Origin of the sequence: Neisseria uirgultaei, assembly GCF_962719845.1 — a bacterium.
GTDB lineage: Bacteria > Pseudomonadota > Gammaproteobacteria > Burkholderiales > Neisseriaceae > Neisseria > Neisseria bergeri.
Genome location: NZ_CAUIYF010000003.1, coordinates 172,258 through 197,212 on the forward strand (window position 1 = coordinate 172,258; position 24,955 = coordinate 197,212).

At 52.9% G+C, this 24,955-nt stretch carries 27 protein-coding genes; 20 read left to right on the forward strand and 7 right to left on the reverse strand.

Annotation, left to right across the window (positions count from 1 at the left end):
- Positions 1-83: 83 nt before the first annotated feature.
- The 7 genes from Q9J32_RS03135 to yajC all read right to left on the reverse strand — a co-directional run bounded on the left by Q9J32_RS03135 (position 84) and on the right by yajC (position 7,097).
- Complete coding sequence (locus tag Q9J32_RS03135; protein WP_301885094.1) at positions 84-971, reverse strand: ABC transporter permease subunit; 888 nt, start codon at positions 969-971, stop codon at positions 84-86.
- Positions 971-1,936, reverse strand: a complete 966-nt coding sequence (locus Q9J32_RS03140; RefSeq protein WP_301885095.1) for an ABC transporter permease subunit — start codon at positions 1,934-1,936, stop codon at positions 971-973. Before Q9J32_RS03140 ends, Q9J32_RS03135 begins: the two co-directional genes overlap by 1 nt.
- A 15-nt stretch (positions 1,937-1,951) precedes the next feature.
- On the reverse strand, positions 1,952-3,076 hold the full coding sequence (locus Q9J32_RS03145) for an ABC transporter ATP-binding protein (RefSeq protein ID WP_301673475.1): 1,125 nt from the start codon (positions 3,074-3,076) through the stop codon (positions 1,952-1,954).
- A 276-nt stretch (positions 3,077-3,352) separates the two neighbouring features.
- The gene (gene rpsO, locus Q9J32_RS03150; protein ID WP_002217790.1) at positions 3,353-3,622 is read right to left on the reverse strand and encodes a 30S ribosomal protein S15; all 270 of its coding nucleotides are present in this window, start codon (positions 3,620-3,622) and stop codon (positions 3,353-3,355) included.
- A gap of 204 nt (positions 3,623-3,826) precedes the next feature.
- Entirely contained in the window at positions 3,827-4,762 is a 936-nt protein-coding gene (gene secF / locus Q9J32_RS03155; RefSeq protein WP_301885096.1) for a protein translocase subunit SecF, read from the reverse strand.
- Positions 4,763-4,765: 3 nt separating this feature from the next.
- Positions 4,766-6,619 carry a protein translocase subunit SecD gene (gene secD, locus Q9J32_RS03160; protein WP_301885097.1) on the reverse strand — a complete coding sequence of 618 codons (1,854 nt, stop codon included), beginning with the start codon at positions 6,617-6,619 and terminating at the stop codon, positions 4,766-4,768.
- Between the two features lie 211 nt (positions 6,620-6,830).
- A complete protein-coding gene (gene yajC, locus Q9J32_RS03165; protein ID WP_107818542.1) occupies positions 6,831-7,097 on the reverse strand; it encodes a preprotein translocase subunit YajC in 267 nt (88 codons plus the stop codon).
- A 130-nt stretch (positions 7,098-7,227) separates the two neighbouring features.
- Here yajC and Q9J32_RS03170 point away from each other — a divergent pair, with 130 nt between their 5' ends.
- The 20 genes from Q9J32_RS03170 (at position 7,228) to Q9J32_RS03265 (ending at position 24,749) form a co-directional block, all read left to right on the forward strand.
- Positions 7,228-8,346 (forward strand): histone deacetylase family protein, encoded by a 1,119-nt coding sequence (locus tag Q9J32_RS03170; protein ID WP_301885098.1) that lies wholly within the window; start codon positions 7,228-7,230, stop codon positions 8,344-8,346.
- 204 nt (positions 8,347-8,550) lie between these two features.
- Positions 8,551-9,615, forward strand: a complete 1,065-nt coding sequence (locus Q9J32_RS03175; RefSeq protein ID WP_301885099.1) for a 2,3-butanediol dehydrogenase — start codon at positions 8,551-8,553, stop codon at positions 9,613-9,615.
- 141 nt (positions 9,616-9,756) lie between these two features.
- Positions 9,757-10,080 carry a phosphoribosyl-ATP diphosphatase gene (locus tag Q9J32_RS03180; RefSeq protein ID WP_301885100.1) on the forward strand — a complete coding sequence of 108 codons (324 nt, stop codon included), beginning with the start codon at positions 9,757-9,759 and terminating at the stop codon, positions 10,078-10,080.
- Positions 10,081-10,151: 71 nt separating this feature from the next.
- Entirely contained in the window at positions 10,152-10,475 is a 324-nt protein-coding gene (locus Q9J32_RS03185; RefSeq protein ID WP_003753957.1) for a histidine triad nucleotide-binding protein, read from the forward strand.
- A gap of 46 nt (positions 10,476-10,521) precedes the next feature.
- Positions 10,522-10,725: a Sec-independent protein translocase subunit TatA gene (gene tatA / locus Q9J32_RS03190; protein WP_003753955.1), complete on the forward strand. Its 204-nt coding sequence runs from the start codon at positions 10,522-10,524 to the stop codon at positions 10,723-10,725.
- Positions 10,726-10,728: 3 nt separating this feature from the next.
- Positions 10,729-11,415 carry a Sec-independent protein translocase protein TatB gene (tatB, locus tag Q9J32_RS03195; RefSeq protein ID WP_301885101.1) on the forward strand — a complete coding sequence of 229 codons (687 nt, stop codon included), beginning with the start codon at positions 10,729-10,731 and terminating at the stop codon, positions 11,413-11,415.
- A gap of 13 nt (positions 11,416-11,428) precedes the next feature.
- Complete coding sequence (tatC, locus tag Q9J32_RS03200; protein WP_301885102.1) at positions 11,429-12,199, forward strand: twin-arginine translocase subunit TatC; 771 nt, start codon at positions 11,429-11,431, stop codon at positions 12,197-12,199.
- A 52-nt stretch (positions 12,200-12,251) separates the two neighbouring features.
- The gene (locus tag Q9J32_RS03205; protein ID WP_301885103.1) at positions 12,252-12,860 is read left to right on the forward strand and encodes a Maf family nucleotide pyrophosphatase; all 609 of its coding nucleotides are present in this window, start codon (positions 12,252-12,254) and stop codon (positions 12,858-12,860) included.
- Between the two features lie 8 nt (positions 12,861-12,868).
- Positions 12,869-13,222 carry a DUF2069 domain-containing protein gene (locus tag Q9J32_RS03210; RefSeq protein WP_127213617.1) on the forward strand — a complete coding sequence of 118 codons (354 nt, stop codon included), beginning with the start codon at positions 12,869-12,871 and terminating at the stop codon, positions 13,220-13,222.
- Positions 13,212-15,026, forward strand: coding sequence for a PglL family O-oligosaccharyltransferase (locus Q9J32_RS03215; protein WP_301885104.1), 1,815 nt, complete (start codon positions 13,212-13,214; stop codon positions 15,024-15,026). Before Q9J32_RS03210 ends, Q9J32_RS03215 begins: the two co-directional genes overlap by 11 nt.
- A 189-nt stretch (positions 15,027-15,215) precedes the next feature.
- Positions 15,216-15,893 carry a two-component system response regulator MisR gene (gene misR / locus Q9J32_RS03220; protein WP_061699231.1) on the forward strand — a complete coding sequence of 226 codons (678 nt, stop codon included), beginning with the start codon at positions 15,216-15,218 and terminating at the stop codon, positions 15,891-15,893.
- A gap of 12 nt (positions 15,894-15,905) precedes the next feature.
- Positions 15,906-17,312 (forward strand): two-component system sensor histidine kinase MisS, encoded by a 1,407-nt coding sequence (misS, locus tag Q9J32_RS03225; RefSeq protein WP_301885105.1) that lies wholly within the window; start codon positions 15,906-15,908, stop codon positions 17,310-17,312.
- 117 nt (positions 17,313-17,429) lie between these two features.
- Positions 17,430-19,856 (forward strand): bifunctional acetate--CoA ligase family protein/GNAT family N-acetyltransferase, encoded by a 2,427-nt coding sequence (locus Q9J32_RS03230; protein WP_301885106.1) that lies wholly within the window; start codon positions 17,430-17,432, stop codon positions 19,854-19,856.
- 44 nt (positions 19,857-19,900) lie between these two features.
- Positions 19,901-20,146: a 30S ribosomal protein S16 gene (gene rpsP, locus Q9J32_RS03235; RefSeq protein ID WP_096107917.1), complete on the forward strand. Its 246-nt coding sequence runs from the start codon at positions 19,901-19,903 to the stop codon at positions 20,144-20,146.
- A gap of 15 nt (positions 20,147-20,161) precedes the next feature.
- Positions 20,162-20,671 (forward strand): ribosome maturation factor RimM, encoded by a 510-nt coding sequence (gene rimM, locus Q9J32_RS03240; RefSeq protein ID WP_301885107.1) that lies wholly within the window; start codon positions 20,162-20,164, stop codon positions 20,669-20,671.
- Complete coding sequence (trmD, locus tag Q9J32_RS03245; RefSeq protein ID WP_301885108.1) at positions 20,671-21,420, forward strand: tRNA (guanosine(37)-N1)-methyltransferase TrmD; 750 nt, start codon at positions 20,671-20,673, stop codon at positions 21,418-21,420. The genes rimM and trmD overlap by 1 nt, the downstream gene beginning before the upstream one ends.
- Before the next feature lie 15 nt (positions 21,421-21,435).
- On the forward strand, positions 21,436-21,801 hold the full coding sequence (gene rplS, locus Q9J32_RS03250; protein ID WP_002217809.1) for a 50S ribosomal protein L19: 366 nt from the start codon (positions 21,436-21,438) through the stop codon (positions 21,799-21,801).
- A 317-nt stretch (positions 21,802-22,118) separates the two neighbouring features.
- A complete protein-coding gene (locus Q9J32_RS03255) occupies positions 22,119-22,844 on the forward strand; it encodes a metal ABC transporter ATP-binding protein (protein WP_301885109.1) in 726 nt (241 codons plus the stop codon).
- Positions 22,845-22,867: 23 nt separating this feature from the next.
- The gene (locus tag Q9J32_RS03260) at positions 22,868-23,743 is read left to right on the forward strand and encodes a metal ABC transporter permease (RefSeq protein ID WP_301885110.1); all 876 of its coding nucleotides are present in this window, start codon (positions 22,868-22,870) and stop codon (positions 23,741-23,743) included.
- A 76-nt stretch (positions 23,744-23,819) separates the two neighbouring features.
- A complete protein-coding gene (locus tag Q9J32_RS03265) occupies positions 23,820-24,749 on the forward strand; it encodes a metal ABC transporter solute-binding protein, Zn/Mn family (protein ID WP_301885111.1) in 930 nt (309 codons plus the stop codon).
- Positions 24,750-24,955: the final 206 nt, after the last annotated feature.

The following is a 24,955-nucleotide window of genomic DNA, read 5'->3' on the forward strand; positions in this document are numbered from 1 at the left end:
GTTTGCCGTACCATGCCGTCTGAACGGGAAATTACTTTAAGAAAACAGGCTGACCCATTCATGCGGTCAGCCTGCCTTGTTAGTTAATTTGCTTTCTCGGCAGCCAATTTTTCTTGGCGGTAGGCTTCCGCTGCCTCACGGTCGCGCTTGGTTGCCTGCCTCATCATCCAATAATTAACGATGATGACCAATGTTCCGATGATGCCGATCAGGATGGTTGCCAAGACATTCATCTGAGGATCAAGACCCAGCTTGATTTTGGAGAAAATCACCTGCGGCAATGTAGAAGAACCAGGGCCGGACAGGAAGGAGGTAATCACCAAATCATCCAAAGACAGGGTAATGCCGAGCAGGAAGCCTGAAGCGATGGCAGGGGCAATCAAAGGCAAAGTGATGACAAAAAAGATTTTCAGCGGACGCGCACCCAAATCCATTGCGGCTTCTTCGAGCGACTGGTCAAGCTCGACCAGCCGCGAACGGATGACAACGGTAATGTATGCCATGCAAAGCGTCGTATGTCCGAGGAAGATGGTGAAAAAGCCTCGATCGAAGTAGAGATGTTGCAACCATTCGCTGCCCTGCAAAAATATCTGCACCTGAATAATCAGCAGCAGCATAGACAGACCGGTAATCACGTCGGGCATCACCATAGGTGCGGAAATCATACCGGCAAACAAGGTACTGCCGCGGAAACGTTTGATACGCGCCATCGCATAGCCCGCCAGCGTACCCAAAACCACGGCGGCAAGCGAAGACACGACGGCAATACGCAGCGATAACCAAGCAGCTTCCAAGATGGTGTCGTTTTCCAGCAATGCGCCGTACCACTTGGTCGAAAAGCCGCCCCAAACGGTAACAAGCTTGGATTCGTTAAACGAATAGACAACCAAAACGACCAGCGGGATATACAGAAACGCCAGCGACAGTGCCAACATCAGTTTCAAGAACCAAGATAATTTGGATTTCTGCATTATTTGGCTCCTTCTTCCAATTCGCGGTTTTCATAGTGCTGGAACAGCGCAATCGGCACGACCAGCAGCGCGACCATCACAACGGCGACGGCGGAAGCCAGCGGCCAGTTGTTTTGATCAAAGAATGCCTGCCACAAGACTTTACCAATCATCAAGTTTTCCGAACCTCCGACCAGCTCGGGAATGACGAACTCGCCGACAGCGGGGACGAAAACCAGCATCGAACCTGCAATAATGCCGGTTTTAGACAGAGGCAGTGTAATCGTCAAGAACGACTTGACCGGTCCCGCACCCAAATCGGAAGCTGCTTCGAGCAGGCGGCTGTCCAGTTTCACCAGCTGCGTGTAAAGCGGCAGAATCATAAACGGCAGATAGGCGTAAACCATTACCAAATTGAGCGAAAAGGCATTGTAGAACAAATCCAAAGGCTCGCTGACAATACCCATCTTAATCAACATATTGTTGACGATACCGTTATGTCCGAGCAGACCCATCCACGCATAGACGCGCAGCAGGAACGATGTCCAAAAGGGCAGCATAATGGCAAGCAGCAAACCATTGCGGACGGAAGGGTTGGCACGGGAAATCGCATAGGCGGTCGGGTAACCGACCAACAGGCAAATTACCGTCGTCGTCAGCGCAGTCTTAATCGAAGACCAGTAGGTCATCAGATAGATATTGCTGTTTTCGCTGTCGCCAAACGGATTCAGGGTATGCCAAAAATTTTGGAAAATATCGGCATAGTTTTGATAACTGACGGCGATATTCAGACGACCTAAATCTTCATCGATGCTGGTCAACGGCGTAAACGGCGGAATGGCGATTTCCTGTTCGGCAAAGCTGATTTTCAGCACGATGGCGAACGGAACCAGAAACAGCACCAAAAGCCAAATATACGGCACGGCAATCACCGCACGCTGCCCCGGACGGCGGAACAGTTTGTTTTTCAGTTTTTTAAGGTTCATCTCATTCCCCTTAAATCAACGGAACAACGGAGTCGGTTGGTTTTCCGGCCAGCTGATATACACGGTTTCATCCCAAGTTGGCGGCGTGATGTTGCGCACATACCAGTAAGGTGCAGGAACTTGGCTTTTGACAACGCGGCCGTTGGCGAGTTTGATATGGTATATGGCGAAGCTGCCCAAATAGGCAATTTCTTTTACCGTGCCTTTCGCCCAGTTATAATCGCCCAAATGATCAGGTTTTTCTTTATATAAATCAATATCCTCTGGTCGAATACTAACCCAAAGGTCCTGCTCGCTCGGGCCGCCCAAACCATGATCGATGCGGACGTGGTTTTCTAAACCTTCGCATTCGATGACGGCATAATCCGCATGATCTTCAATCACGACACCGTCAAAAATATTGGTTTCGCCGATAAACTCGGCAGTGAAGCGGCTGTTGGGGTAATCGTACACATCGCTTGGCGTGCCGACCTGCTGCAACTGACCGTCGGACATAATGGCGATGCGGGTCGCCATCGTCATGGCTTCCTCTTGGTCGTGTGTAACCATAATACAGGTTACGCCGACTTGTTCCAGCGTATTGACCAACTCAAGCTGGGTTTGCTGGCGCAATTTCTTGTCCAATGCCCCCAAAGGTTCGTCAAGCAACAGGATTTTCGGACGTTTTGCCAAACTGCGTGCCAAAGCGATGCGCTGTTGCTGACCGCCGGACAATTGGTGCGGTTTACGTTTGGCAAATTTGGTCATCTGAACCAGACGGAGCATTTCTTCGACGCGCGCATCGATTTCGCCTTTAGGCATTTTGTCCTGTTTCAGACCGAAGGCAATGTTTTGCTCTACGGTCATATGCGGAAAAAGCGCGTAACTTTGGAACATCATATTGATGGGGCGGTCATAGGGTGCAAGTTTGGTAATATCCTGACCGTCAAGGATAATTTTCCCCTGATTGGGACTTTCCATACCCGCCAGCATACGCAGCAGCGTGGATTTGCCGCTGCCGGAGCTGCCCAAAAGGGCGAAGATTTCGTGTTGATAAATGTCCAAGTCGATGTTATCGACAGCGTAATTGTCACCAAACTTTTTCACCAAACCTTGGATTTTGAGATAAGGTTTGGCTGAAGACGCAGTGGTTGCGGTCATAATGGCAATACTCCAATAAAAAGACGAGTACCGGCAAAACGGATTTTCGAATGGGTGATAAAAAGCTGTTTGATTGCTGGCGGGAGTCGCAACGTCTGATGCCGTCTGAAACTCTTGTGAAGCGCACGGGCAGCATGAAATGGAACAGGATTCCAAAGAACTTTATATTATATTAGTTTATGCGGTTTTCGGGCAATAAATATGAATTTGAACTTGTCGGAAAGCAACAGAAAAGAAAACACCGCCCATTTTTCTGGGCGGTGTCGGAAAGCGCGATTATTTACGCAGACCCAAGCGGGTAATCAACGCACGATACGTATCGGGTTGGGTACGGCGCAGGTAGGCCAGCAGGCGGCGGCGTTGGCTGACCATTTTCAACAGGCCGCGGCGGCTGTGGTGGTCTTTGGGGTTGGCTTTGAAGTGGGGGGTCAGGTCGTTGATGCGGAAAGTCAGCAAGGCAACTTGTACTTCAGAAGAGCCGGTGTCGCCTTCTTTGCGTTGGAAATCTTTAACGATTTGTGCTTTTTGTTCTACGGTCAGTGCCATAATGGAAAAACTCCGAAAAATAAAAAGAACCCCAAATGGGATTCGGACAAGTTTGCCAAGCCTCGACAACGGCAAACTCCCTATTCCTGAAACAGGAACGGCGCATTATCACACAATTTTTGCTGTTCTGCACGCTATTTTGCGATGTCGGCAAAATGCCGTCTGAAAACGGAGACATCTTCCGGCTTCAGACGGCATTTGACATCAGACCACAATTTCTTCCTTCTGTTTCGCTTCCTTGGCAATATTGTCGCGGCTCAAACCGAACATCAGCAAGAGCGGGCTGGCAACCAATACGGAAGAATAAATGCCGAACACGATGCCGATGGTCAACGCCATAGAAAAGCCGTGCAAGGCCGCACCGCCGAACACCAGCATGGATACGACCATCGCCTCGGTCGAACCGTGGGTAATGATGGTACGACTCATCGTTGCGGTAATCGCGTTGTCGATGACCTCCGGCACGGTATGTCCGCGCATCGCCGGCTTGCGGAAGTTTTCACGGATACGGTCAAAGACGACGACGGATTCGTTCACAGAATAGCCCAATACGGCAAGAATGCCCGCCAAGACGGTCAGCGAAAATTCCCATTGGAAGAAGGCAAAGCAGCCGAGAATAATCACGATGTCGTGCATATTGGCGATAATGGCAGATACGGCAAAACGCCATTCAAAACGCATGGACAAGTAAATAATAATACCTGCCACTACGAAGCCCAATGCCATCAAACCATTGGTAACCAATTCCTCACCGACTTGCGGGCCGATAAATTCGACTTGGCGCAAAGTAACGTCGGGACTGTCTTTTTTCAGCAAATCCATAACCTGATTGGACAACTGTGCGGAAGTAACACCTTCTTTGTTCGGCAGGCGGATCATGATGTGTTTGTTCGTACCCAATGCCTGAACCTGTACATCACCCATTTTCAGCGTATCGAGGCGTTCGCGCATCTTATTGACATCCGCACCCTGCTGATATTGGACTTCCATTACCGTACCGCCGGTAAATTCGACGGAGAAATTCAGGCCTCTGGTAACCAAGAAGAATACGGCGGCAATAAAGGTAACCAACGAAATGAAGGTTGTCAGTTTGCCGTAGCTCATAAACGGAATATCGCGTTTGATTTTAAAGAGTTCCATAGCTTACTCCTTACCTGCCGCAGTTTCGGCTTCAGGTTTCCATACCGCACCGATGGAAATATTCTGCAATTTGCGTCTGCGTCCGTACCACAGATTGACCAACGCACGGAATACGACGACGGACGAATACATCGAAGTCAGAATACCCAAACAGTGTACGACAGCAAAGCCGCGTACCGGGCCGGAACCGAATACCAAAAGCGCGATACCGGCAATCAGCGAAGTCAGGTTCGAATCGACAATGGTCGCCCATGCGTGTTGGAAACCGAGGTTGATGGCCTGCTGCGGCGGCACACCGGCACGCAATTCTTCGCGGATACGTTCGTTAATCAAGACGTTGGAGTCGATTGCCATACCCAGCGTCAACGCCAGCGCGGCAATACCCGGCAACGTCAGCGTTGCCTGCATGGCAGACAAAATACCGATTAGGAACAGTATGTTGGTACTCAATGCAATGGTGGAAAAGAAACCCATCAGACGATAGTAAACCACCATGAATGCAGCAACGATGGCAAAACCCCATAAAGTCGAATGGAAGCCTTTTTCGATGTTCTCCTTACCCAAAGACGGACCGATGGTACGTTCTTCGACAATCTGCATCGGCGCGGCAAGGGATCCGGCGCGCAGCAGCAGCGAAGTATCGTTGGCTTCGGCCGTCGTCATGCTTCCGGAAATTTCCACGCGTCCGCCGGTAATGGCAGTACGGATAACCGGTGCGGTTACAACCTCGGATTTTCCTTGGTCGATCAAAACCATCGCCATGCGTTTGCCGACATTTGCGGCAGTCAGTTCGCCGAAAATGCTGCCGCCCGCGCTGTCCAAACTCAGACTGACGGCAGGTGCGCCCATTTGGTCGAAGCTGGGTTGCGCATCGTTGATATTGTCGCCGGTCAGCTCGACCTGTTTGCTGATCAGCAGGGTTTCGGGATGCTCCCCGCCGCTCGAAAGCAGCTCGTAACCTGCGGGTACATTACCTTCCGAAGCCTCGCGCAACTTAACAGGATCATCCTCCACCATGCGCACTTCCAAAGTCGCAGTACGGCCGATAATGTCTTTTGCCTTGGCAGTATCTTGCACGCCGGGAAGCTGTACGACAATGCGGTCCAAACCTGACTGTTGGATAATCGGCTCTGCCACGCCCAATTCGTTTACACGGTTATGCAGGGTAGTGATGTTCTGTTTGACCGCATCGGAACGTACTTTATTCACCGCCTCTTCCGAAAGCGTCAATACAATATTGCTACCTTCCGAATTTAACGTTGCCTCAGGAAACAGCTTGCGCAACTGCGGCAGTGCCTTTTGCACATCACCGGCATCCTGCAAAGGGACGGTCAGGCTGTTTTCAGCCTGACGCACCGTGCCGCTGCGGATTTTTTCGCGGCGCAGTTCGCGGCGGATGTCGCCCGAATAACGTTCAAACGTTTTCTGCATCGCGGCTTTCATATCGACCTGCATGGTGAAATGCACGCCGCCGCGCAAGTCCAGACCCAAGAACATCGGATTGGCTTTGATTTTCGCCATCCATTCGGGGCTGTCCGCCAACAGGTTGAGCGCGGTAATATACCCTTCGCCCAAAGTATTTTCGATGATGTCGCGCGCTTTAAGCTGCGTTTCGGTGTCTTTAAAACGCACTTTCAGTGAATTGTCCACAACAAACATCCCGTCGGTCTGAATACCCGCGTTTTGCAGTGCGGCATCCACTTTGGATTGAGTCTGTTCGTTGATGATGATGGCTTGTCGGTTGGTCGATACCTGCACGGCGGGCGTTTCGCCGAATAGGTTGGGCAGCGAATACACTGCGGCAACCGCAATCGTGAACACAATCAGCAGATATTTCCATAAAGGATAACGGTTCATCATTGTTCCTTAATGGTTGAAACCCCACCCTTTCGGTGGTGTCGGAATCGGGCTATTTCAGAAGAGGCAAAACCCCTTCCCAGTCAGACGAGACCGGAGGGCGGCATCCTGAATATGCCGCCCTGCGTGTCGGAACATGGTCAAGCCTTCGGTTGGAATTCAAAACAAAGTGCCGCATACGGGCTTTCCCGATGCGGCTTGTCGGCACAAATCAATCGACTTTTGAGGCAATCGCATTGCGTTCCACTTCGACCTCGATTTTTGTACCCTGTCCGATATCCACGGTAAAAAACTGTTCGCCGACTCTGGTTACCTTACCCTTGAAACCTGCCGCCAAGACCACTTTATCGCCGGCTTTCAAGGCGGCAAGCATTGCCTGATGCGCTTTGAATTTCTTTTGTTGGGGGCGCATGATCAGGAAGTAGAACACCACCATAATCAACACCAAAGGAGCAAATTGTGCAACAGCTTGATTCATAATTTATCCGTTCTTTCTAAATATGATTGAAAATCGAGCGGGGTATATAATAGCATAAGACCGTAAACAATATATCGGGTTTGCTGCCCATACCCAACCGTATGCCGTCTGCAACCCCTTTCCCGAACCCATGCCGCTGACCCGCCTGTTCCTGAAACTCTACGCCCTGCTGCGCCTTTTTTTGGGCAAAAACGCCCAGACCGCCTGGCTTTTCCACCCCGCCTGCACCGGACACGAACCCGGAGCAAACCATCCCGATTCGCCCGACCGCATCCTCTGCATCGAGCAGGCATTGCGCCGCGCCGGTATTTGGCAGCACCTCCAAACCGTAGAGGCGGAAGAAATCAGCGATACGCGCCTTGCACTTGTCCACTCGAGCAAATATCTGAACCGTTTGGAATCTTGCCTACCCGAAGACGGCAAGATTTGCCGTTTGGACGACGACACCGTTATCAGCAAAAACTCCCTGTCCGCCGCCCGTTTTTCCGCCGGTTCGGCAGTTCAGGCGGTCGATATGGTCATGAAACGCAAAGCATGGCATGCCTTTTGCGTCGCCCGCCCGCCGGGGCATCACGCGAAAAGCGGCAAAGCCGGCGGATTCTGCCTGCTGAACAACGTTGCCGCCGGCGTCATGCATGCCATTGCCGAATACCGCCTGAAACGCATTGCCGTCATCGATTTCGATGTCCACTACGGCGACGGTACGGCAGAAATATTCAAAGACGATCCGCGCATCCTGTTTTTCAACCTGTTTGAAACCGACCTTTTCCCCTTCCCCGAAAACAACGATATGCCCGATGGCGGCAATATGGTGCACCTGCCCTTGCCGCCGGGAACGGGCAGCCGCACATTCCGCGAAGCCGTCCGCAGACAGTGGCTGCCCCGGCTTGCCGCATTCAAACCCGAACTGGTACTGCTGTCGGCAGGATTCGACGCACACCGTCTGGACGAATCGGGCAGGCTCAACCTGCACGAGGCAGATTTTGCCTGGCTGACACACAAAATCATTCAGACGGCATCGGGCTGCCCCGGCAAAATCGTATCCGTACTCGAAGGCGGCTACACCCTTGAACCTCTGGCACAATCTGCTGCCGAGCATATCCGCGTGCTGGCAGGGCTGGGCAAATCCGATGCCGCAACCGCCTATCAGAAAACACTGAACCCGACAAAAAAACGGTTTGCCAAACCGAAAACCGGACAGGTACGCCAACCTACCCAATCCGACCGTTACGATATAAATGCCGTCTGAAGCCGATTCGGTTTTCAGACGGCATCATTATTTGACCTGACGCAAACAGAAAGCCTTCCGCGTGCTTAAACACGTCTCTTGTAGTAAAATAACATCTAAACAGATTCAACCGGAAACGGTCAGGCTTCTTCACACCATTCCCATTTCAACCGCCGTCCGACATTTTTCAGACGGCATTCCTACTTGAAAACAAGGAGCGTTACAATGAAAGCAGCACGTTTTTACGATAAAGGCGACATCCGCATCGAAGACATCCCCGAACCGGCCGTCGCCCCCGGCACCGTCGGCATCAATGTCGCCTGGTGCGGCATCTGCGGCACCGACCTGCACGAATTCATGGAAGGCCCGATTTTCATCCCGCCCTGCGGCCATCCGCACCCGATTTCCGGCGAGTCTGCGCCAGTAACCATGGGACACGAGTTCTCCGGCGTGGTTTATGCCGTCGGCGAAGGCGTGGACGACATCAAAGTCGGACAACACGTCGTGGTCGAACCCTACATCATCCGCGACGACGTACCAACCGGCGAAGGCAGCAACTACCACCTATCCAAAGACATGAACTTTATCGGCTTGGGCGGCTGCGGCGGCGGCTTGTCTGAAAAAATCGCCGTCAAACGCCGTTGGGTGCATCCGATTTCCGACAAAATCCCGTTGGATCAAGCCGCTTTGATCGAACCGCTGTCTGTCGGACACCACGCTTATGTACGCAGCGGCGCGAAAGCAGGCGATGTCGCATTGGTTGGCGGTGCAGGCCCGATCGGTTTGCTGTTGGCTGCCGTGTTGAAAGCCAAAGGCATCAAAGTCATCATTACCGAATTGAGCAAAGCACGCAAAGACAAAGCGCGCGAATCCGGCGTTGCCGACTACATCCTCGACCCGTCCGAAGTCGATGTTGTCGAAGAAGTGAAAAAACTGACCGGCAGCGAAGGCGTGGACGTTGCATTCGAATGCACCAGCGTCAACAAAGTAATGGATACCTTGGTAGAAGCATGTAAACCTGCCGCCAATTTGGTCATCGTATCTATTTGGAGCCACCCTGCTACCATCAACGTCCACAGCGTTGTGATGAAAGAGCTGGACGTGCGCGGCACCATCGCCTACTGCAACGACCACGCCGAAACCATCAAATTGGTTGAAGAAGGCAAAATCAACCTTGAGCCTTTCATCACCCAACGCATCAAACTGGACGAACTGGTTTCCGAAGGCTTTGAGCGTCTGATTCACAACAACGAATCCGCCGTTAAAATTATTGTGAATCCAAACCTGTAAGCAAATTACATTTGCAACAGCACAAATGCCGTCTGAAACGCTCAGACGGCATTTTTCCAACGAAACGCAACAGGCGTATTGCCCGAAAGCAGCCGTTTAGCCTATCATTCTGAACAAACAGAAACAAACAGAGGGAAAATCATGGGAGATTCCGTACTATCCGCCATCCAACAAACCATCATCCAGCGCAAATCTGCCGACCCGTCCGAATCTTACGTCGCACAGCTCCTGCACAAGGGCGAGGACAAAATCCTAAAAAAAGTGATTGAAGAAGCGGGCGAAGTGTTGATGGCATCCAAAGACAAAGACCCGTCCCACCTGGTTTACGAAGTTGCCGACTTATGGTTTCACACCATGATTCTTCTGACACACCACGACCTGAAGGCGGAAGACGTACTGGACGAACTTGCGCTCCGTCAAGGTTTGTCGGGCTTGGCCGAAAAAGCCGCTCGCACAAAATCTTGAATTTATATTACAATCCGCACTTTCCCACATTCAATCCGTCTGACCGCTTTTCAGACGGCATCGGAGCCGTTATGGACAACTGTATTTTCTGTAAAATTGCCGCCAAAGAGATTCCGGCGCAAACCGTCTATGAAGACGGCGAAATGGTTTGTTTCAAAGACATCAACCCCGCCGCTCCGGTTCATCTGCTGCTGATTCCCAAAGTCCATTTCGATTCGTTGGCACACGCCGCTCCCGAACATCAGCCCCTTTTGGGAAAAATGATGCTGAAAGTTCCCGAAATCGCCAAAGCGGCAGGACTGGCAGACGGCTTCAAAACCCTAATCAATACCGGCAAAGGTGGCGGACAAGAAGTCTTCCACCTGCATATACACATCATGGGCACACCGGTATAAACCGTTATTTCACAATCAACCCCTAATACTTACTTAAGGATACATCATGGGCAGTTTTTCTCTGACGCACTGGATTATCGTATTAATTATCGTCGTTTTGATATTTGGCACCAAAAAACTGCGCAACGTCGGCAAAGACCTCGGCGGCGCAGTTCATGACTTCAAACAGGGGCTGAACGAAGGCACCGATGGCAAAGATGCCGGAAAAGACGACGTAATCGAACATAAAAAAGACGAAGACAAAGCATAACGTATGTTTGATTTCGGTTTGGGCGAGCTGATTTTGGTCGGCGTTATCGCCCTGATTGTCCTTGGTCCAGAACGCCTGCCCGAAGCCGCCCGCACTGCCGGACGGCTCATCGGCAGGCTGCAACGCTTTGTCGGCAGCGTCAAGCAGGAATTTGACACTCAAATCGAACTGGAAGAACTGAGGAAGGCAAAGCAGGAATTCGAAGCTGCCGCCGCTCAGGTTCGAGACAGCCTCAAAGAAACCGATACGGATATGCATAACAGCCTGCACGACATTTCCGACGGCCTGAAGCCCTGGGAAAAACTGCCCGAACAGCGGACGCCTGCCGATTTCGGCGTTGATGAAGGCGGCAATCCCCTTCATGATACGGCAAACACCGTATCAGACGGCATTTCCTACGTTATGCCGTCTGAACGTTCCGATACTTCCGCCGAAACCCTTGGGGACGACGGGCAAACCGGCGGCGCAGCCGAGCCTTCGGAAACCGATAAAGACCGCGCATGGCGCGAATACCTGACCGCACCTTCTTCGCCTGCCACACAGACCGTGGAAGTCAGCTATATCGATACCGCTGCTGTTGAAACCCCTGTTCCGCATACCACTTCGCTGCGTAAACAGGCCATAAGCCGCAAACGCGATTTGCGTCCTAAATCCCGCGCCAAACCTAAATTGCGCGTCCGTAAATCATAAAGAGGGCAATCCGGTGTCCGAAACACAAAACGAACAACCCGTCCAACCGCTTGTCGAACACCTCATCGAGCTGCGCCGCCGCCTGATGTGGACGGTTGTCGGCATCTTAGTCTGCTTTTTCGGCCTAATGCCGTTTGCCCAACAACTCTATACTTTTATCGCCGACCCGCTGATGGCAAACCTGCCAAAAGACACCAGCATGATTGCCACCGACGTCATCGCACCATTTTTCGTGCCGGTCAAAGTTACCCTGATGGCGGCATTTTTAATTTCGCTGCCGCATACGCTCTACCAAATCTGGGCATTCGTCGCCCCCGCACTCTATCAAAACGAAAAACGCCTGATTACCCCGCTTGTCCTCTCAAGCGTCAGCCTGTTTTTCATCGGCATGGCATTTGCCTACTTTCTGGTTTTCCCCGTCATTTTCAAATTCCTTGCCGGCGTTACCCCTGTCGGCGTCAATATGGCGACAGACATCGACAAATACCTGTCCTTTATCTTAGGCATGTTCGTTGCGTTCGGCACAACCTTTGAAGTTCCCATCGTCGTTATCCTGTTAACCAAAATCGGCGTGGTAACAACCGGACAGCTCAAACATGCCCGCCCCTATGTCATTGTCGGTGCTTTTGTCATTGCTGCAGTCATCACACCGCCCGATGTGATTTCACAAACCCTGCTTGCCATTCCGCTGATTCTCTTATACGAAGCAGGTATTTGGTTCGGACGCTTCTTCACTCCACATTCAGAACAGGATGGCGACATACAGCCGTCTGCAAAAACCTGACACTATGCCGTCTGAAGCCTCACCTCATACCGCCACAGATTAAGGAATACCTTTGAATACCCTCTATTTAGGTTCAAACAGCCCACGCAGAATGGAAATCCTGACGCAGTTGGGCTATCGGGTCGTCAAGCTGCCTGCCGAGATCGACGAAACGGTCAGACAGAACGAAGACCCTGCCCGTTACGTTCAAAGGATGGCGGAAGAAAAAAACCGAACCGCCCTGACCCTCTTTTGCGAAACCAACGGCGCAATGCCTGACTTTCCCTTGATTACAGCGGATACCTGCGTTGTTTCAGACGGCATTATATTAGGCAAACCCCGCTCCCAAGCCGAAGCGGCAACCTTTCTGAACCTGCTGTCGGGAACCCGGCATACCGTCCTGACTGCCGTCTGCATCCGTTATCGCGGCAAAACGACAAGCCGCGTCCAAACCAACAACGTCGTTTTCAAACCCCTGAGTTCGGAAGAAATTTCCGCCTATGTGCAAAGCGGCGAACCGATGGACAAAGCCGGCGCCTACGCCGTACAAGGCATAGGCGGCATCTTTATCCAATCTATCGAAGGCAGCTTCAGCGGCATTATGGGGCTGCCCGTTTATGAAACCGTTTCCATGTTGCAGGATTTGGGATACCGCTCCCCCTTATCCGCCCTTAAACCGTAAAGTCCGCCGTGAACAAACAAACCGCTTACTTCCTTGCCTCCTTCAGCCTGATTGCACTGATAATCCTGTCCCTTTCCTGGGAACTGTGGATTGCACCTTTGCGCCCGGGCGGTTCGTGGCTCGCGCTCAAAGCCCTGCCCCTCTGCCTGCCGCTTTCAGGTATTCTGAAGAAAAAAATCTATACCTACCAATACAGCTCTATGCTGGTTCTGATTTATTTTGCCGAAGCCGTCATGCGCCTGTTCGACGCTTATCCCGCAGAACAGATTTGCGCCGCGCTTTCCGCAGTATTCAGCATCATCTTCTTCATATCCTGCCTGTCGTTCGTCAAACAATACAAGGAAACAAACAATGCCCGCTGAAACGACCGTATCCGGCGCGCGCCCCGCCGCCAAACTGCCGATTTACATCCTGCCCTGCTTCCTTTGGATAGGCATCGTCCCCTTTACCTTCGCGCTCAGGCTGGAACCGTCGCCCGACTTTTACCACGATGCCGCCGCCGCAGCCGGCCTGATTGTCCTGTTGTTCTTCACGGCAGGAAAAAAGCTGTTTGATGTCAAAATCCCCGCCATCAGCTTCTTCCTGTTTGCCATGGCGGCATTTTGGTGGCTTCAGGCACGCCTGATGAACCTGATTTACCCCGGAATGAACGACATCGCCTCTTGGATTTTCATCTTGCTCGCCGTCAGCGCGTGGGCCTGCAAGAGTTTGGTCGCACACTACGGACAAGAACGCATCGTTACCCTGTTTGCCTGGTCGCTGCTTATCGGCTCCCTGCTTCAATCCTGCATCGTCGTCATCCAGTTTGCCGGCTGGGAAAACACCCCCCTGCTTCAAAACATCATCGTTTACAGCGGGCAGGGCGTAATCGGACACATCGGGCAGCGCAACAACCTCGGACACTACCTCATGTGGGGCATACTCGCCGCCGCCTACCTCAACGGACAACGAAAAATCCCCGCCGCCCTCGGCACAATCTGCCTGATTATGCAGACCGCCGTTTTAGGTTTGGTCAATTCGCGCACCATCTTGACCTACATAGCCGCCATCGCCCTCATCCTTCCCTTCTGGTATTTCCGTTCGGACAAATCCAACAGGCGGACGATACTCGGCATAGCCGCAGCCGTATTCCTTACCGCGCTGTTCCAATTTTCCATGAACACCATTCTGGAAACCTTTATCGGCATCCGCTACGAAACTGCCGTCGAACGCGTTACCAACGGCGGTTTCACAGACTTGCCGCGCCAAATCGAATGGAATAAAGCCCTTGCCGCCTTCCAGTCCGCCCCGATATTCGGGCACGGCTGGAACAGTTTTGCCCAACAAACCTTCCTGATCAATGCCGAACAGCACACCATACACGACAACTTCCTCAACAACTTGTTCACCCATTCCCACAACATCGTCCTCCAACTCCTTGCAGAGATGGGAATCAGCGGCACGCTTCTGGTTGCCGCAACCCTGCTGACGGGCATTGCCGGGCTGCTTAAACGCCCCCTGACCCCCGCATCGCTTTTCCTGATCTGCACGCTTGCCGTCAGTATGTGCCACAGTATGCTCGAATATCCTTTGTGGTATGTCTATTTCCTCATCCCCTTCGGACTGATGCTCTTCCTGTCCCCCGCAGAGGCTTCAGACGGCATCGCCTTCAAAAAAGCCGCCAACCTCGGCATACTGACCGCCTCCGCCGCCATATTCGCAGGATTGCTGCACTTGGACTGGACATACACCCGGCTGGTTAACGCCTTTTCCCCCGCCACTGACGACAGTGCCAAAACCCTCAACCGGAAAATCAACGAACTGCGCTATATTTCCGCAAACAGTCCGATGCTGTCCTTTTATGCCGACTTCTCCCTCGTAAACTTCGCCCTGCCGGAATACCCCGAAACCCAGACTTGGGCGGAAGAAGCAACCCTCAAAGCACTAAAATACCGCCCCTACTCCGCCACCTACCGGATTGCCCTCTACCTGATGCGGCAGGGCAAAGTTGCAGAAGCAAAACAATGGATGCGGGCAACGCAGTCCTATTACCCCTACCTCATGCCCCGATACGCCGACGAAATCCGCAAACTGCCCGTATGGGCGCCGCTGTTGCCCGAACTGCTCAAAGACTGCAAAGCCTTCGCCGCCGCGCCCGGCCATCCGGAAGCAAAACCCTGCAAATGACCCGCGCCGGCGGATGTGTATGCCGCCTGAAATATAAAGACCCTTGCAAAGCATTGCAAAAAACAGCAAACACGCAGAAAAATACGCTATCAAAAAACATTGCAGCCGTGTTAAGATAAGCCGTTAAACACCTGTTTCATGCCCGTCCCAAACCCGGCGGGCGCATACCACCACGGAAAAGGAAACACCATGAGCCGCGTATTACTCGTAGATGACGATGCCCTGCTGACCGAACTGCTGACCGAATACCTGAGCGCCGAAGGTCTGAACGTCCACAGCGTTCCCGACGGGGAGGCAGGCGTACAGGAAATCCTGAGCGGGCAATACGATGTAGTCGTATTGGATTCCATGATGCCCAAAATGAACGGCTTGGATGTCTTGAAAAACGTACGCGCCCAAAGCACCGTCCCCATCATCATGCTGACCGCCAAAGGCGATGACATCGACCGAATCATCGGCTTGGAAATGGGTGCGGACGACTATGTCCCCAAACCCTGCACACCACGCGAACTCTTGGCACGTATCAATGCCATCCTCCGCCGCGCACAACACAGCGGCGAACAGAACAACGCACCCAACAGCATCTCCGTCAGCGATGTCGTCCTGTACCCCGCCAAACGCCAGGCATCCGTCAAAGACACGCCGCTCGAACTGACCAGCACCGAATTCAACCTGCTCGAAGTCCTGATGCGCCATGCCGGACAGGTAGTCAGCAAAGAAACCCTGTCCGTCGAAGCACTCGACCGCAAGCTGGCAAAATTCGACCGCAGTATCGACGTGCACATTTCCAGCATCCGGCACAAGCTGGGCGATGCCTCGCTGATTCAAACCGTACGCGGCTTGGGCTACCTGTTTGTCAAAAACTGAAGCAGCGGGCAAATGAAACTGTTCCAACGCATTTTCGCCACATTTTGCGCGGTTATCGTCTGCGCAATCTTTGTGGCGAGTTTTTCTTTTTGGCTGGTGCAGAACACCCTTGCCGAAAACCAATTCAACCAACGCCGCACCATCGAAACCACATTGATGGGCAGCATTATTTCCGCATTCAAGACACGGGGCGACAACGGCGCGCGCGAAATCCTGACCGAATGGAAAGACAGCCCCGTCTCATCCGCCGTTTACGTCATACAGGGCGACGAGAAAAAAGACATCTTAAACCGCTATATCGACAATTACACCATAGAACGCGCCCGACTGTTTGCCGCCAACAACCCCCATTCCAACCTTGTCCGCATCGAATACGACCGTTTCGGCGAAGAATACCTGTTCTTCATTAAAGGCTGGGACAACCGCCAGGCACAACGCCTGCCCAGCCCGCTGTTTATCCCGGGCCTGCCGCTTGCCCCGATTTGGCACGAATTCATCATCCTCTCCTTCATCATCATCGTCGGACTGCTGATGGCATATATCCTTGCCGGCAACATTGCCAAACCCATCAGAATCTTAGGCAACGGCATGGACAGGGTGGCAAACGGAGAACTTGAAACCCGCATCTCCCAACAGGTCGACGACCGTGATGACGAATTGTCCCATCTTGCCCTCCAATTCGACAAAATGGCGGAAAAACTCGAAAAACTCGTTGCCAAAGAACGCCACCTGCTCCACCACGTTTCCCACGAAATGCGCTCCCCGCTTGCCCGTATGCAGGCAATTGTCGGACTGATTCAGGCGCAGCCCCAAAAACAGGAACAATATCTCAAACGGCTGGAAGGCGAACTGACCCGCATGGATACGCTGGTCGGCGAACTCTTAACCTTGTCCCGGCTCGAAACCTCCAATATGGCTTTGGAAAAAGAAAACCTGAAACTCCTACCCTTCCTAAGCAACCTTGTAGAAGACAACCAAAGCATTGCCCAGAAAAACGGGCAAACGGTTACCCTGTCTGCCGACGGGAAAATTCCCGAGAACGCCACCCTATATGCCAATGAAAGTTACCTGTACCGTGCCTTCGACAACGTTATCCGCAACGCTGTCAATTACAGCCCGGAAGGCAGTACCATCCTGATCAACATCGGACAAGACCACAAACACTGGATTATCGACGTTACCGACAACGGACCGGGTGTGGACGAAATGCAGCTTCCCCACATATTTACCGCCTTCTACCGGGCCGACTCCAGTGCCAACAAACCCGGAACAGGACTGGGACTTGCATTGACCCAACATATTATTGGACAGCACTGCGGAAAAATTATCGCCGAAAACATCAAACCAAACGGGCTGCGGATGCGCTTCATCCTACCCAAGAAAAAAACCGGTTCCAAAACAGAAAAAAGCGTGAACTGACCATAATGCCGTCTGAACCCGCTTCAGACGGCATTGCACAAACAGTTACCCCAAAACAAACATACAGTGAGTGCATCTCCAACAATCACGCACATACCGTCCGCAAAGGAATATATCATGCCGACACAAACCGATCCCGGCTACTTCTTCATGCCCAACCACATTATCCTGATAGGCGCGAGCGAACAACCGTACAGCCTTGGCGAACGCGTACTCAGCAACCTGCTGAGTACGCCCTTTCAAGGAAAAATCACCCCCGTAAACCCGCGCCACCACACCATAGCCGGACTGCCCGCCTACACCAGCCTCAACAAAATCCCCGGCAGTGCAGACCTGATTATTGCCGTTACCCCGCCCGACAGTTACGACACCCTCTTCAAAACCTGCCGCAAAAAGCAGCTCCGACACATCATCCTCATACAGGACTGGGACAGCCTGTCTGCCGCAGAACTGCACACCGCCGAAACTGCCATCCGCAAACACCACGGCAACGGACTCAACATCACCGCCTGCACCACCGCAGGCATCCAACTGCCCTCACTCGGACTCAACATCAGTACCCAAGACGGATACGCCGCAGGCCATACCGCCATACTGACCGGCAATGCCGCCGTCAGCCGCCAAATCGACAACATCCTGAACAAACTCCGTCAAGGCACATCCCGCCACATCAGCCTGCATCCCGGCATCAGCCCCATCGCATCCGCCGATTGGCTCAACCGCTTCGGACACAGCCTGCACACCAAAACCGCCGTCCTACACCACAACCCTGAAGAGGATCAGCGCAAACTGTTCAGCGCAATCCGCCAATTTACCCGCCATACGCCGCTGATTCTCCACATCACCTGCCGCACGACAGAAACCGACCGTGCCGTACTGCACTGCCTCGCCCGACACTGCAACTTCCTCATCAGTTTCAACGCCGACGACCTCGAAGCCGCACTGCGCGCCCAACTGTCCGACCTTCCACCCCTGTCCCGACTCGACATCCTGTCCGACACGCCTGCCGAATGGCTGAACGCGCACGCGCCAAAAAACCTCGCCCTCCACTTTCCCAACCTTCCCCACCACATCCGCAACGGACACCTGACCGGCACACCCACACCCTCAATCTGCCACGACATCGCCTCACGTCAGCTTGCCCACCCCGACACCCAAGCCGTCCTAACCATCCTCAGTCCCTCCGGACACGAGGATTACAAAAAAACAGCACGCGCCCTTATCCGCCTGTCCGAACAGACCGCCAAACCCCTGCTCGTCAGCAGCCCCTTTTCAGACGGCATAACCCATTTCGACACCCCTACACAGGCAATCCGCACCCTTTCCTACCGCAACACCGCCGCCGCCCTGAAACAGGCACAGCTCGACATTGCACCGCCGCAGCCATGCCGTCTGAAAACACCGCAACCCCAAAACATCAAAAAAGCCCTTACAGCGGCAAACCCTTCCCTGCTCGCCGAAGCCCTGCACCTCCCCCCCTACCGGCACACCACCCATAATGCCGTCCAATTCCAATTCGGCAGCCACCCCCTCTATGGCGACATCCTGACTGCACACTGCAACGGACAAACCACTGCCGTACTCCCGCCGTTTACCACACTCGACAGCCGCCACCTTGCCCGCTTTGCCGAACTCGACGACACACAAACCCTCGATCAGTTCCTGCACACACTGACCGTCATTCCCGAATACCGCCAACACATTCTCGGCATCACCCTCAACCTCAACGGCGGACAATACAGCAGCGATTTCATCTTAAAGGCACCCGAAACACACGACACGCCCAAACGCAAGAACACAGGCAAAGCCGCCCAAACCCTCGAACATGCCGCCGCAAAAATGCAGAGTGCCGCCGCATACCTAAAACACAAAAACCCGACAGCCGCCGAATTTCTCCGCCACACAAGCGAAGCCGCCGCAGAACTGCTCGGCAGCAAAACCGAAACCGAAGCAGCCGTACCCAACGTACTTGCCCCCTATCCCGCAGCACACCCCAAAACACTGTCCCTAAAAAACAACACGACCGTTACCATTACCCCCCTTTTGCCCGAAGACGCAGAAGCCAAACAGCAGTTCGTCCGCAGCCTCAGCCCCGAAGCACGGTACACACGCTTCATGACCCATACCAACGAACTTCCTGAAGGTACATTGGCACGCTTATGCAACCCAGACTACTACTGCGAAGCCGCATGGACAGCAAGAGATAATAACGACAACATCGTCGCCGTCGCCCGCCACAGCCGCCTGAACCGCAACGAATGCGAGTTCGCCATCGCACTGGCAGAACATATGCGCGGCAGCGGGCTGGCACAAAAAATGATGGGGCTCGTCATCCGTACTGCCGCACAACAAGGCTACCGCGCCATCAGTGCCGACATTCTCAAAACCAATACCCCCATGATCAAACTTGCTGAAAAATCAGGATTTACCCTCAAGGAATCGGACACCGAAAAAAACCTGTACCGCGCATATCTGAACCTTGCGGCAGACAAAACAACAGAAAAAACAAATAAAAACTTGCGCACCGACCACAAAATAACCTAAAATCGGCAGTTTCCATATATCCGATTTTCTCAAAAGGACTCAAAATGGTAGTTATCCGTTTGGCACGCGGCGGCTCAAAACACCGCCCTTTCTACAACGTCATCGTTACTGACTCACGCAACCGCCGCGACGGCCGCTTCATTGAACGCGTAGGCTTCTACAATCCCGTAGCCAACGAAAAACAAGAGCGTGTACGCCTCAACGCAGACCGCCTGAACCACTGGATTGCACAAGGTGCGCAGGTTAGCGACTCTGTTGCAAAACTGATTAAAGAACAAAAAGCCGCCTAATCCGTATTTTCCGACATGACAGACACTCAAAACCGGGTAGCCATGGGCTACATCAAAGGTGTATTCGGCATAAAAGGCTGGTTGAAAATTGCCGCCAACACCGAATATTCCGACAGCCTTTTGGACTACCCCGAGTGGTATTTGGTCAAGGACGGCAAAACCGTCAGCGTTACCCTTGAAGCCGGAAAAGTCGTCAACGGCGAACTCCAAGTCAAATTCGAAGGCATAGACGATCGCGATTCAGCATTCTCATTGCGCGGTTACACCATCGAGATACCCCGTGAAGCATTCGCCCCGACAGAAGAAGACGAATACTACTGGGCAGACTTGGTCGGCATGACCGTCGTCAACAAAGACCACACCGTTTTAGGCAAGGTAAGCAACCTGATGGAAACCGGCGCAAACGACGTATTGATGATTGACGGAGAACACGGGCAGATTCTGATTCCGTTCGTTTCCCAATATATCGAAACCGTCGATACCGGCAGCAAGACCATTACTGCCGACTGGGGTTTGGACTACTGATGCTTATCCAGGCAGTTACCATTTTCCCCGAAATGTTCGACAGCATTACTCGCTACGGCGTAACAGGACGCGCGAACAGACAGGGAATCTGGCAGTTTGAAGCCGTCAATCCCCGAAAGTTTGCCGACAACAGATTGGGCTACATCGACGACCGCCCGTTTGGCGGCGGCCCGGGAATGATTATGATGGCTCCGCCGCTTCATGCGGCAATAGAACATGCCAAAGCACAATCTTCCCAAACCGCAAAAGTCATCTACCTCAGCCCGCAAGGGAAACCGCTGACACATAAAAAGGCGGTAGAACTGGCCAAGCTCCCGCATATGATTTTATTGTGCGGACGGTATGAGGGCATAGACGAAAGACTGCTGCAAAGCAGCGTCGATGAAGAAATCAGCATTGGAGACTTCGTCGTTTCCGGCGGAGAGCTTCCCGCCATGATGCTGATGGATGCGGTATTGAGGCTCGTACCCGGCGTATTGGGCGACATACAGTCTGCCGAACAGGATTCGTTCTCAAGCGGCATTTTGGACTGCCCCCACTACACCAAACCCTTAGAATTTCAAGGCATGGCTGTTCCGGAAGTATTGCGTTCCGGCAATCATGGCTTGATAGCGGAATGGCGGTTGGAACAATCGCTGCGCCGCACCTTGGAGCGCAGACCCGATCTTTTGGAAAAGCGCGTTTTAATCCCAAAGGAATCCCGCCTCTTGGAAACCATCCGGCAAGAGCAACGGGAAATCCAATCATAATTTAGGAAAAAAACAATGAACCTGATTCAACAGCTCGAGCAAGAAGAAATTGCCCGCCTGAACAAAGAAATCCCCGAATTCGCACCGGGCGACACCGTAGTCGTATCCGTACGCGTCGTGGAGGGTACTCGCAGCCGTCTGCAAGCCTACGAAGGCGTTGTCATTGCACGCCGCAACCGCGGTCTGAACAGCAACTTCATCGTCCGCAAAATCTCCAGCGGCGAAGGTGTTGAACGTACTTTCCAACTGTACTCTCCTACCGTCGAAAAAATCGAAGTCAAACGCCGTGGCGACGTACGCCGTGCCAAACTGTACTACCTGCGCGGCCTGACCGGTAAAGCTGCACGCATCAAAGAAAAACTGCCTGCACGCAAAGGTTAATAAGCGATTTTTCCCAATGCCGTCTGAACGTTCAGACGGCATTTTTTATTGCCGCGATGCCGGCAAGGCAGCGATATGCCTGACCCTCATCCACCTTGATTAACAATCACTCCCACCTATTCAAGCAGAATTTACAGACCAAACGTTATACAGTATCATATCCGCCATATAACGATAACCGCTTTGCCAACTTCCCTTTCAAAACTGCAAATCATTATGACACCTTCCCTCTTACTGTCAGGATTGACCTTCCGCCTCATCCTTGCCCTGATTGCCGTATCCCTTTTATGGGGTGTTTACCTTTGGGCGGTATCGGTATGAGCATCATCGTTGAAAACCTGACCGTCAGCTACCGCCGCCGCCCCGCCGTACACCATGTGGACATTACCTTTGAAGAAGGCAGTATGTGGGCGGTTTTCGGTCCCAACGGCGCAGGGAAATCTACCTTTCTTAAATCCTTGATGGGATTGCAGCCTATCGATACAGGCAGCATCCGACTCGACGGCTTGACCCGTCAAAACATCGCCTACCTCCCCCAACAGTCCGACATCGACCGCTCCCAGCCTATGACCGTTTTCGACTTGGCGGCAATGGGGCTGTGGTATGAAATCGGTTTTTTCAAAGGAATAAATGCCGTTCAAAAACAACGCGTTCACGAAGCCTTGGAACGCGTAGGGATGCGGCAGTTTGCCCGCCGCCAAATCGCCCACCTCTCAAACGGACAATTCCAACGCGTCCTTTTTGCCCGAATGCTGGTTCAAAATGCAAAATTCCTGCTTTTGGACGAACCTTTCAATGCCGTTGATGCACGGACAACCTACGAGCTTCTCGACGTATTGCAAAAATGTCATTGCAACGGACACGCCATCATTGCCGTTTTGCACGATTACGAACAAGTCCGCGCCTACTTTCCCAATACCCTGCTGCTCGCCCGCGAAAAAATTGCGGCAGGCGCAACCGAGACCATTCTGACAGAACCCTACCTCGCTCAAGCCAACGCCAAAATGCAGCAACAGGAAAGCCCCGAGTGGTGCGCGTCATAAATGCCGTCTGAAACCGAAAAACCATGAATCTCTACGACCTGCTCCTTGCCCCCTTTGCAGAATTCGACTTTATGCGCTACGCCCTCGCATCCGTCTTCTGCCTGTCCCTCAGTGCCGCACCCGTCGGCGTATTCCTCGTCATGCGCCGTATGAGCCTGATAGGCGACGCATTGAGCCACGCCGTCCTGCCCGGTGCCGCCGTCGGCTACATGTTTGCCGGCTTGAGCCTGCCCGCCATGGGTTTGGGCGGCGTAGCCGCAGGCATACTGATGGCGCTGCTTGCCGGACTCGTCAGCCGCTTCACCACCCTGAAAGAAGATGCCAACTTTGCCGCCTTCTACCTGAGCAGCCTCGCCATAGGCGTAGTCCTCGTCAGCAAAAACGGTAGCAGCGTCGATCTGCTGCATCTGCTTTTCGGCTCCGTACTTGCCGTCGACATTCCTGCCCTGCAACTCATCGCCGCCGTATCCACCCTCACACTGCTTACCCTTGCCGTCATCTACCGCCCGCTCGTACTCGAAAGCATCGACCCCCTGTTTCTCAAATCCGTCGGCGGCAAAGGCGGGCTTTGGCACGTCCTCTTTCTCGTCCTGGTCGTCATGAACCTCGTATCCGGCTTTCAAGCCCTCGGCACACTCATGTCCGTCGGACTTATGATGCTGCCCGCCATTACCGCCCGCCTGTGGGCGAAGCACATGGGCGCACTCATCCTCCTATCCGTTCTGACAGCCCTGCTGTGCGGCTTGAGCGGACTGCTCATTTCCTACCACATCGAAATTCCCTCCGGTCCCGCCATCATCCTCTGTTGCAGCGTCCTTTATCTCTTTTCCGTCATACTCGGCAAAGAAGGCGGCATTCTGACCAAATGGCTCAAAAACCACCGCCACCACACCACCTGACCCCGCAAGTCGCTTGAACAAACAGGCGGCTTGTTTTACCATAACAGATGTTACGTTATATCACAGGAGAACAGTTATGAAACACCTCAAGCTCACCCTTATTGCCGCATTGCTGACCACCGCCGCAACTGCCGCACCCCTGCCGGTTGTAACCAGTTTCAGCATTTTAGGCGACGTAGCCAAACAAATCGGCGGAGAGCGCGTATCCATACAAAGTTTGGTCGGAGCCAACCAAGATACCCACGCCTACCACCTCACCAGCGGCGACATTAAAAAAATCCGCAGTGCAAAACTCGTCCTGATTAACGGCTTGGGACTTGAAGCTGCCGATGTGCAACGTGCCGTCAAACAGAGCAAAGTATCCTATGCCGAAGCGACCAAAGGCATCCAACCCCTCAAAGCCGAAGAAGAAGAAGGCGGACACCATCACGACCACGATCATGACCACGACCATGACCACGAAGGACACCACCACGACCACGGCGAATATGACCCCCACGTCTGGAACGACCCCGTCCTTATGTCCGCCTATGCCCAAAACGTCGCCGAAGCCCTGATAAAGGCCGACCCCGAAGGCAAAGTTTATTATCAACAACGCTTGGGCAACTACCAAATGCAGCTCAAAAAACTGCACAGCGACGCACAAGCCGCATTTAACGCCGTCCCTGCCGCCAAACGCAAAGTCCTGACCGGGCACGATGCCTTTTCCTATATGGGCAAACGTTACCATATCGAATTCATCGCCCCGCAAGGCGTGAGCAGCGAAGCCGAGCCTTCAGCCAAACAAGTCGCCGCCATCATCCGACAAATCAAACGCGAAGGCATCAAAGCCGTCTTTACCGAAAACATCAAAGACACCCGCATGGTTGACCGCATCGCCAAAGAGACCGGCGTCAACGTCAGCGGCAAACTGTATTCCGACGCACTCGGCAACGCGCCCGCCGACACCTACATAGGAATGTACCGCCACAACATCAAGGCAATGAGCGAAGCGATGAAGAAATAAACCCTAAACACACAATGCCGTCTGAAACCTTTTTCAGACGGCATTCTCATACCCGTGCACAAAAGGCAGCCCCACAACGCACAAATATATAGTGGATTAACAAAAACCGGTACGGCGTTGCCCCGCCTTGTCCTGATTTTTGTTAACCTACTATACAATGACCAATATAAACCATTGAAAAAAAAAAAAAAAAAAAAAAAAAAAAA

Excerpts from the sequence above, each read along its gene's own strand:
- misR (WP_061699231.1), top strand. The coding sequence starts at position 15,216 with ATGAGCCGCGTATTACTCGTAGATGACGATGCCCTGCTGACCGAACTG.
- Q9J32_RS03140 (WP_301885095.1), bottom strand. The coding sequence starts at position 1,936 with ATGAACCTTAAAAAACTGAAAAACAAACTGTTCCGCCGTCCGGGGCAG.
- Q9J32_RS03265 (WP_301885111.1), top strand. The coding sequence starts at position 23,820 with ATGAAACACCTCAAGCTCACCCTTATTGCCGCATTGCTGACCACCGCC.
- rpsP (WP_096107917.1), top strand. The coding sequence starts at position 19,901 with ATGGTAGTTATCCGTTTGGCACGCGGCGGCTCAAAACACCGCCCTTTC.
- Q9J32_RS03180 (WP_301885100.1), top strand. The coding sequence starts at position 9,757 with ATGGGAGATTCCGTACTATCCGCCATCCAACAAACCATCATCCAGCGC.
- Q9J32_RS03185 (WP_003753957.1), top strand. The coding sequence starts at position 10,152 with ATGGACAACTGTATTTTCTGTAAAATTGCCGCCAAAGAGATTCCGGCG.
- misS (WP_301885105.1), top strand. The coding sequence starts at position 15,906 with ATGAAACTGTTCCAACGCATTTTCGCCACATTTTGCGCGGTTATCGTC.
- tatB (WP_301885101.1), top strand. The coding sequence starts at position 10,729 with ATGTTTGATTTCGGTTTGGGCGAGCTGATTTTGGTCGGCGTTATCGCC.
- rpsO (WP_002217790.1), bottom strand. The coding sequence starts at position 3,622 with ATGGCACTGACCGTAGAACAAAAAGCACAAATCGTTAAAGATTTCCAA.
- Q9J32_RS03260 (WP_301885110.1), top strand. The coding sequence starts at position 22,868 with ATGAATCTCTACGACCTGCTCCTTGCCCCCTTTGCAGAATTCGACTTT.
- Q9J32_RS03145 (WP_301673475.1), bottom strand. The coding sequence starts at position 3,076 with ATGACCGCAACCACTGCGTCTTCAGCCAAACCTTATCTCAAAATCCAA.
- yajC (WP_107818542.1), bottom strand. The coding sequence starts at position 7,097 with ATGAATCAAGCTGTTGCACAATTTGCTCCTTTGGTGTTGATTATGGTG.
- Q9J32_RS03170 (WP_301885098.1), top strand. The coding sequence starts at position 7,228 with ATGCCGCTGACCCGCCTGTTCCTGAAACTCTACGCCCTGCTGCGCCTT.
- secF (WP_301885096.1), bottom strand. The coding sequence starts at position 4,762 with ATGGAACTCTTTAAAATCAAACGCGATATTCCGTTTATGAGCTACGGC.
- Q9J32_RS03215 (WP_301885104.1), top strand. The coding sequence starts at position 13,212 with ATGCCCGCTGAAACGACCGTATCCGGCGCGCGCCCCGCCGCCAAACTG.
- Q9J32_RS03230 (WP_301885106.1), top strand. The coding sequence starts at position 17,430 with ATGCCGACACAAACCGATCCCGGCTACTTCTTCATGCCCAACCACATT.
- trmD (WP_301885108.1), top strand. The coding sequence starts at position 20,671 with ATGCTTATCCAGGCAGTTACCATTTTCCCCGAAATGTTCGACAGCATT.
- tatA (WP_003753955.1), top strand. The coding sequence starts at position 10,522 with ATGGGCAGTTTTTCTCTGACGCACTGGATTATCGTATTAATTATCGTC.
- Q9J32_RS03175 (WP_301885099.1), top strand. The coding sequence starts at position 8,551 with ATGAAAGCAGCACGTTTTTACGATAAAGGCGACATCCGCATCGAAGAC.
- rplS (WP_002217809.1), top strand. The coding sequence starts at position 21,436 with ATGAACCTGATTCAACAGCTCGAGCAAGAAGAAATTGCCCGCCTGAAC.
- Q9J32_RS03255 (WP_301885109.1), top strand. The coding sequence starts at position 22,119 with ATGAGCATCATCGTTGAAAACCTGACCGTCAGCTACCGCCGCCGCCCC.
- rimM (WP_301885107.1), top strand. The coding sequence starts at position 20,162 with ATGACAGACACTCAAAACCGGGTAGCCATGGGCTACATCAAAGGTGTA.
- Q9J32_RS03135 (WP_301885094.1), bottom strand. The coding sequence starts at position 971 with ATGCAGAAATCCAAATTATCTTGGTTCTTGAAACTGATGTTGGCACTG.
- secD (WP_301885097.1), bottom strand. The coding sequence starts at position 6,619 with ATGAACCGTTATCCTTTATGGAAATATCTGCTGATTGTGTTCACGATT.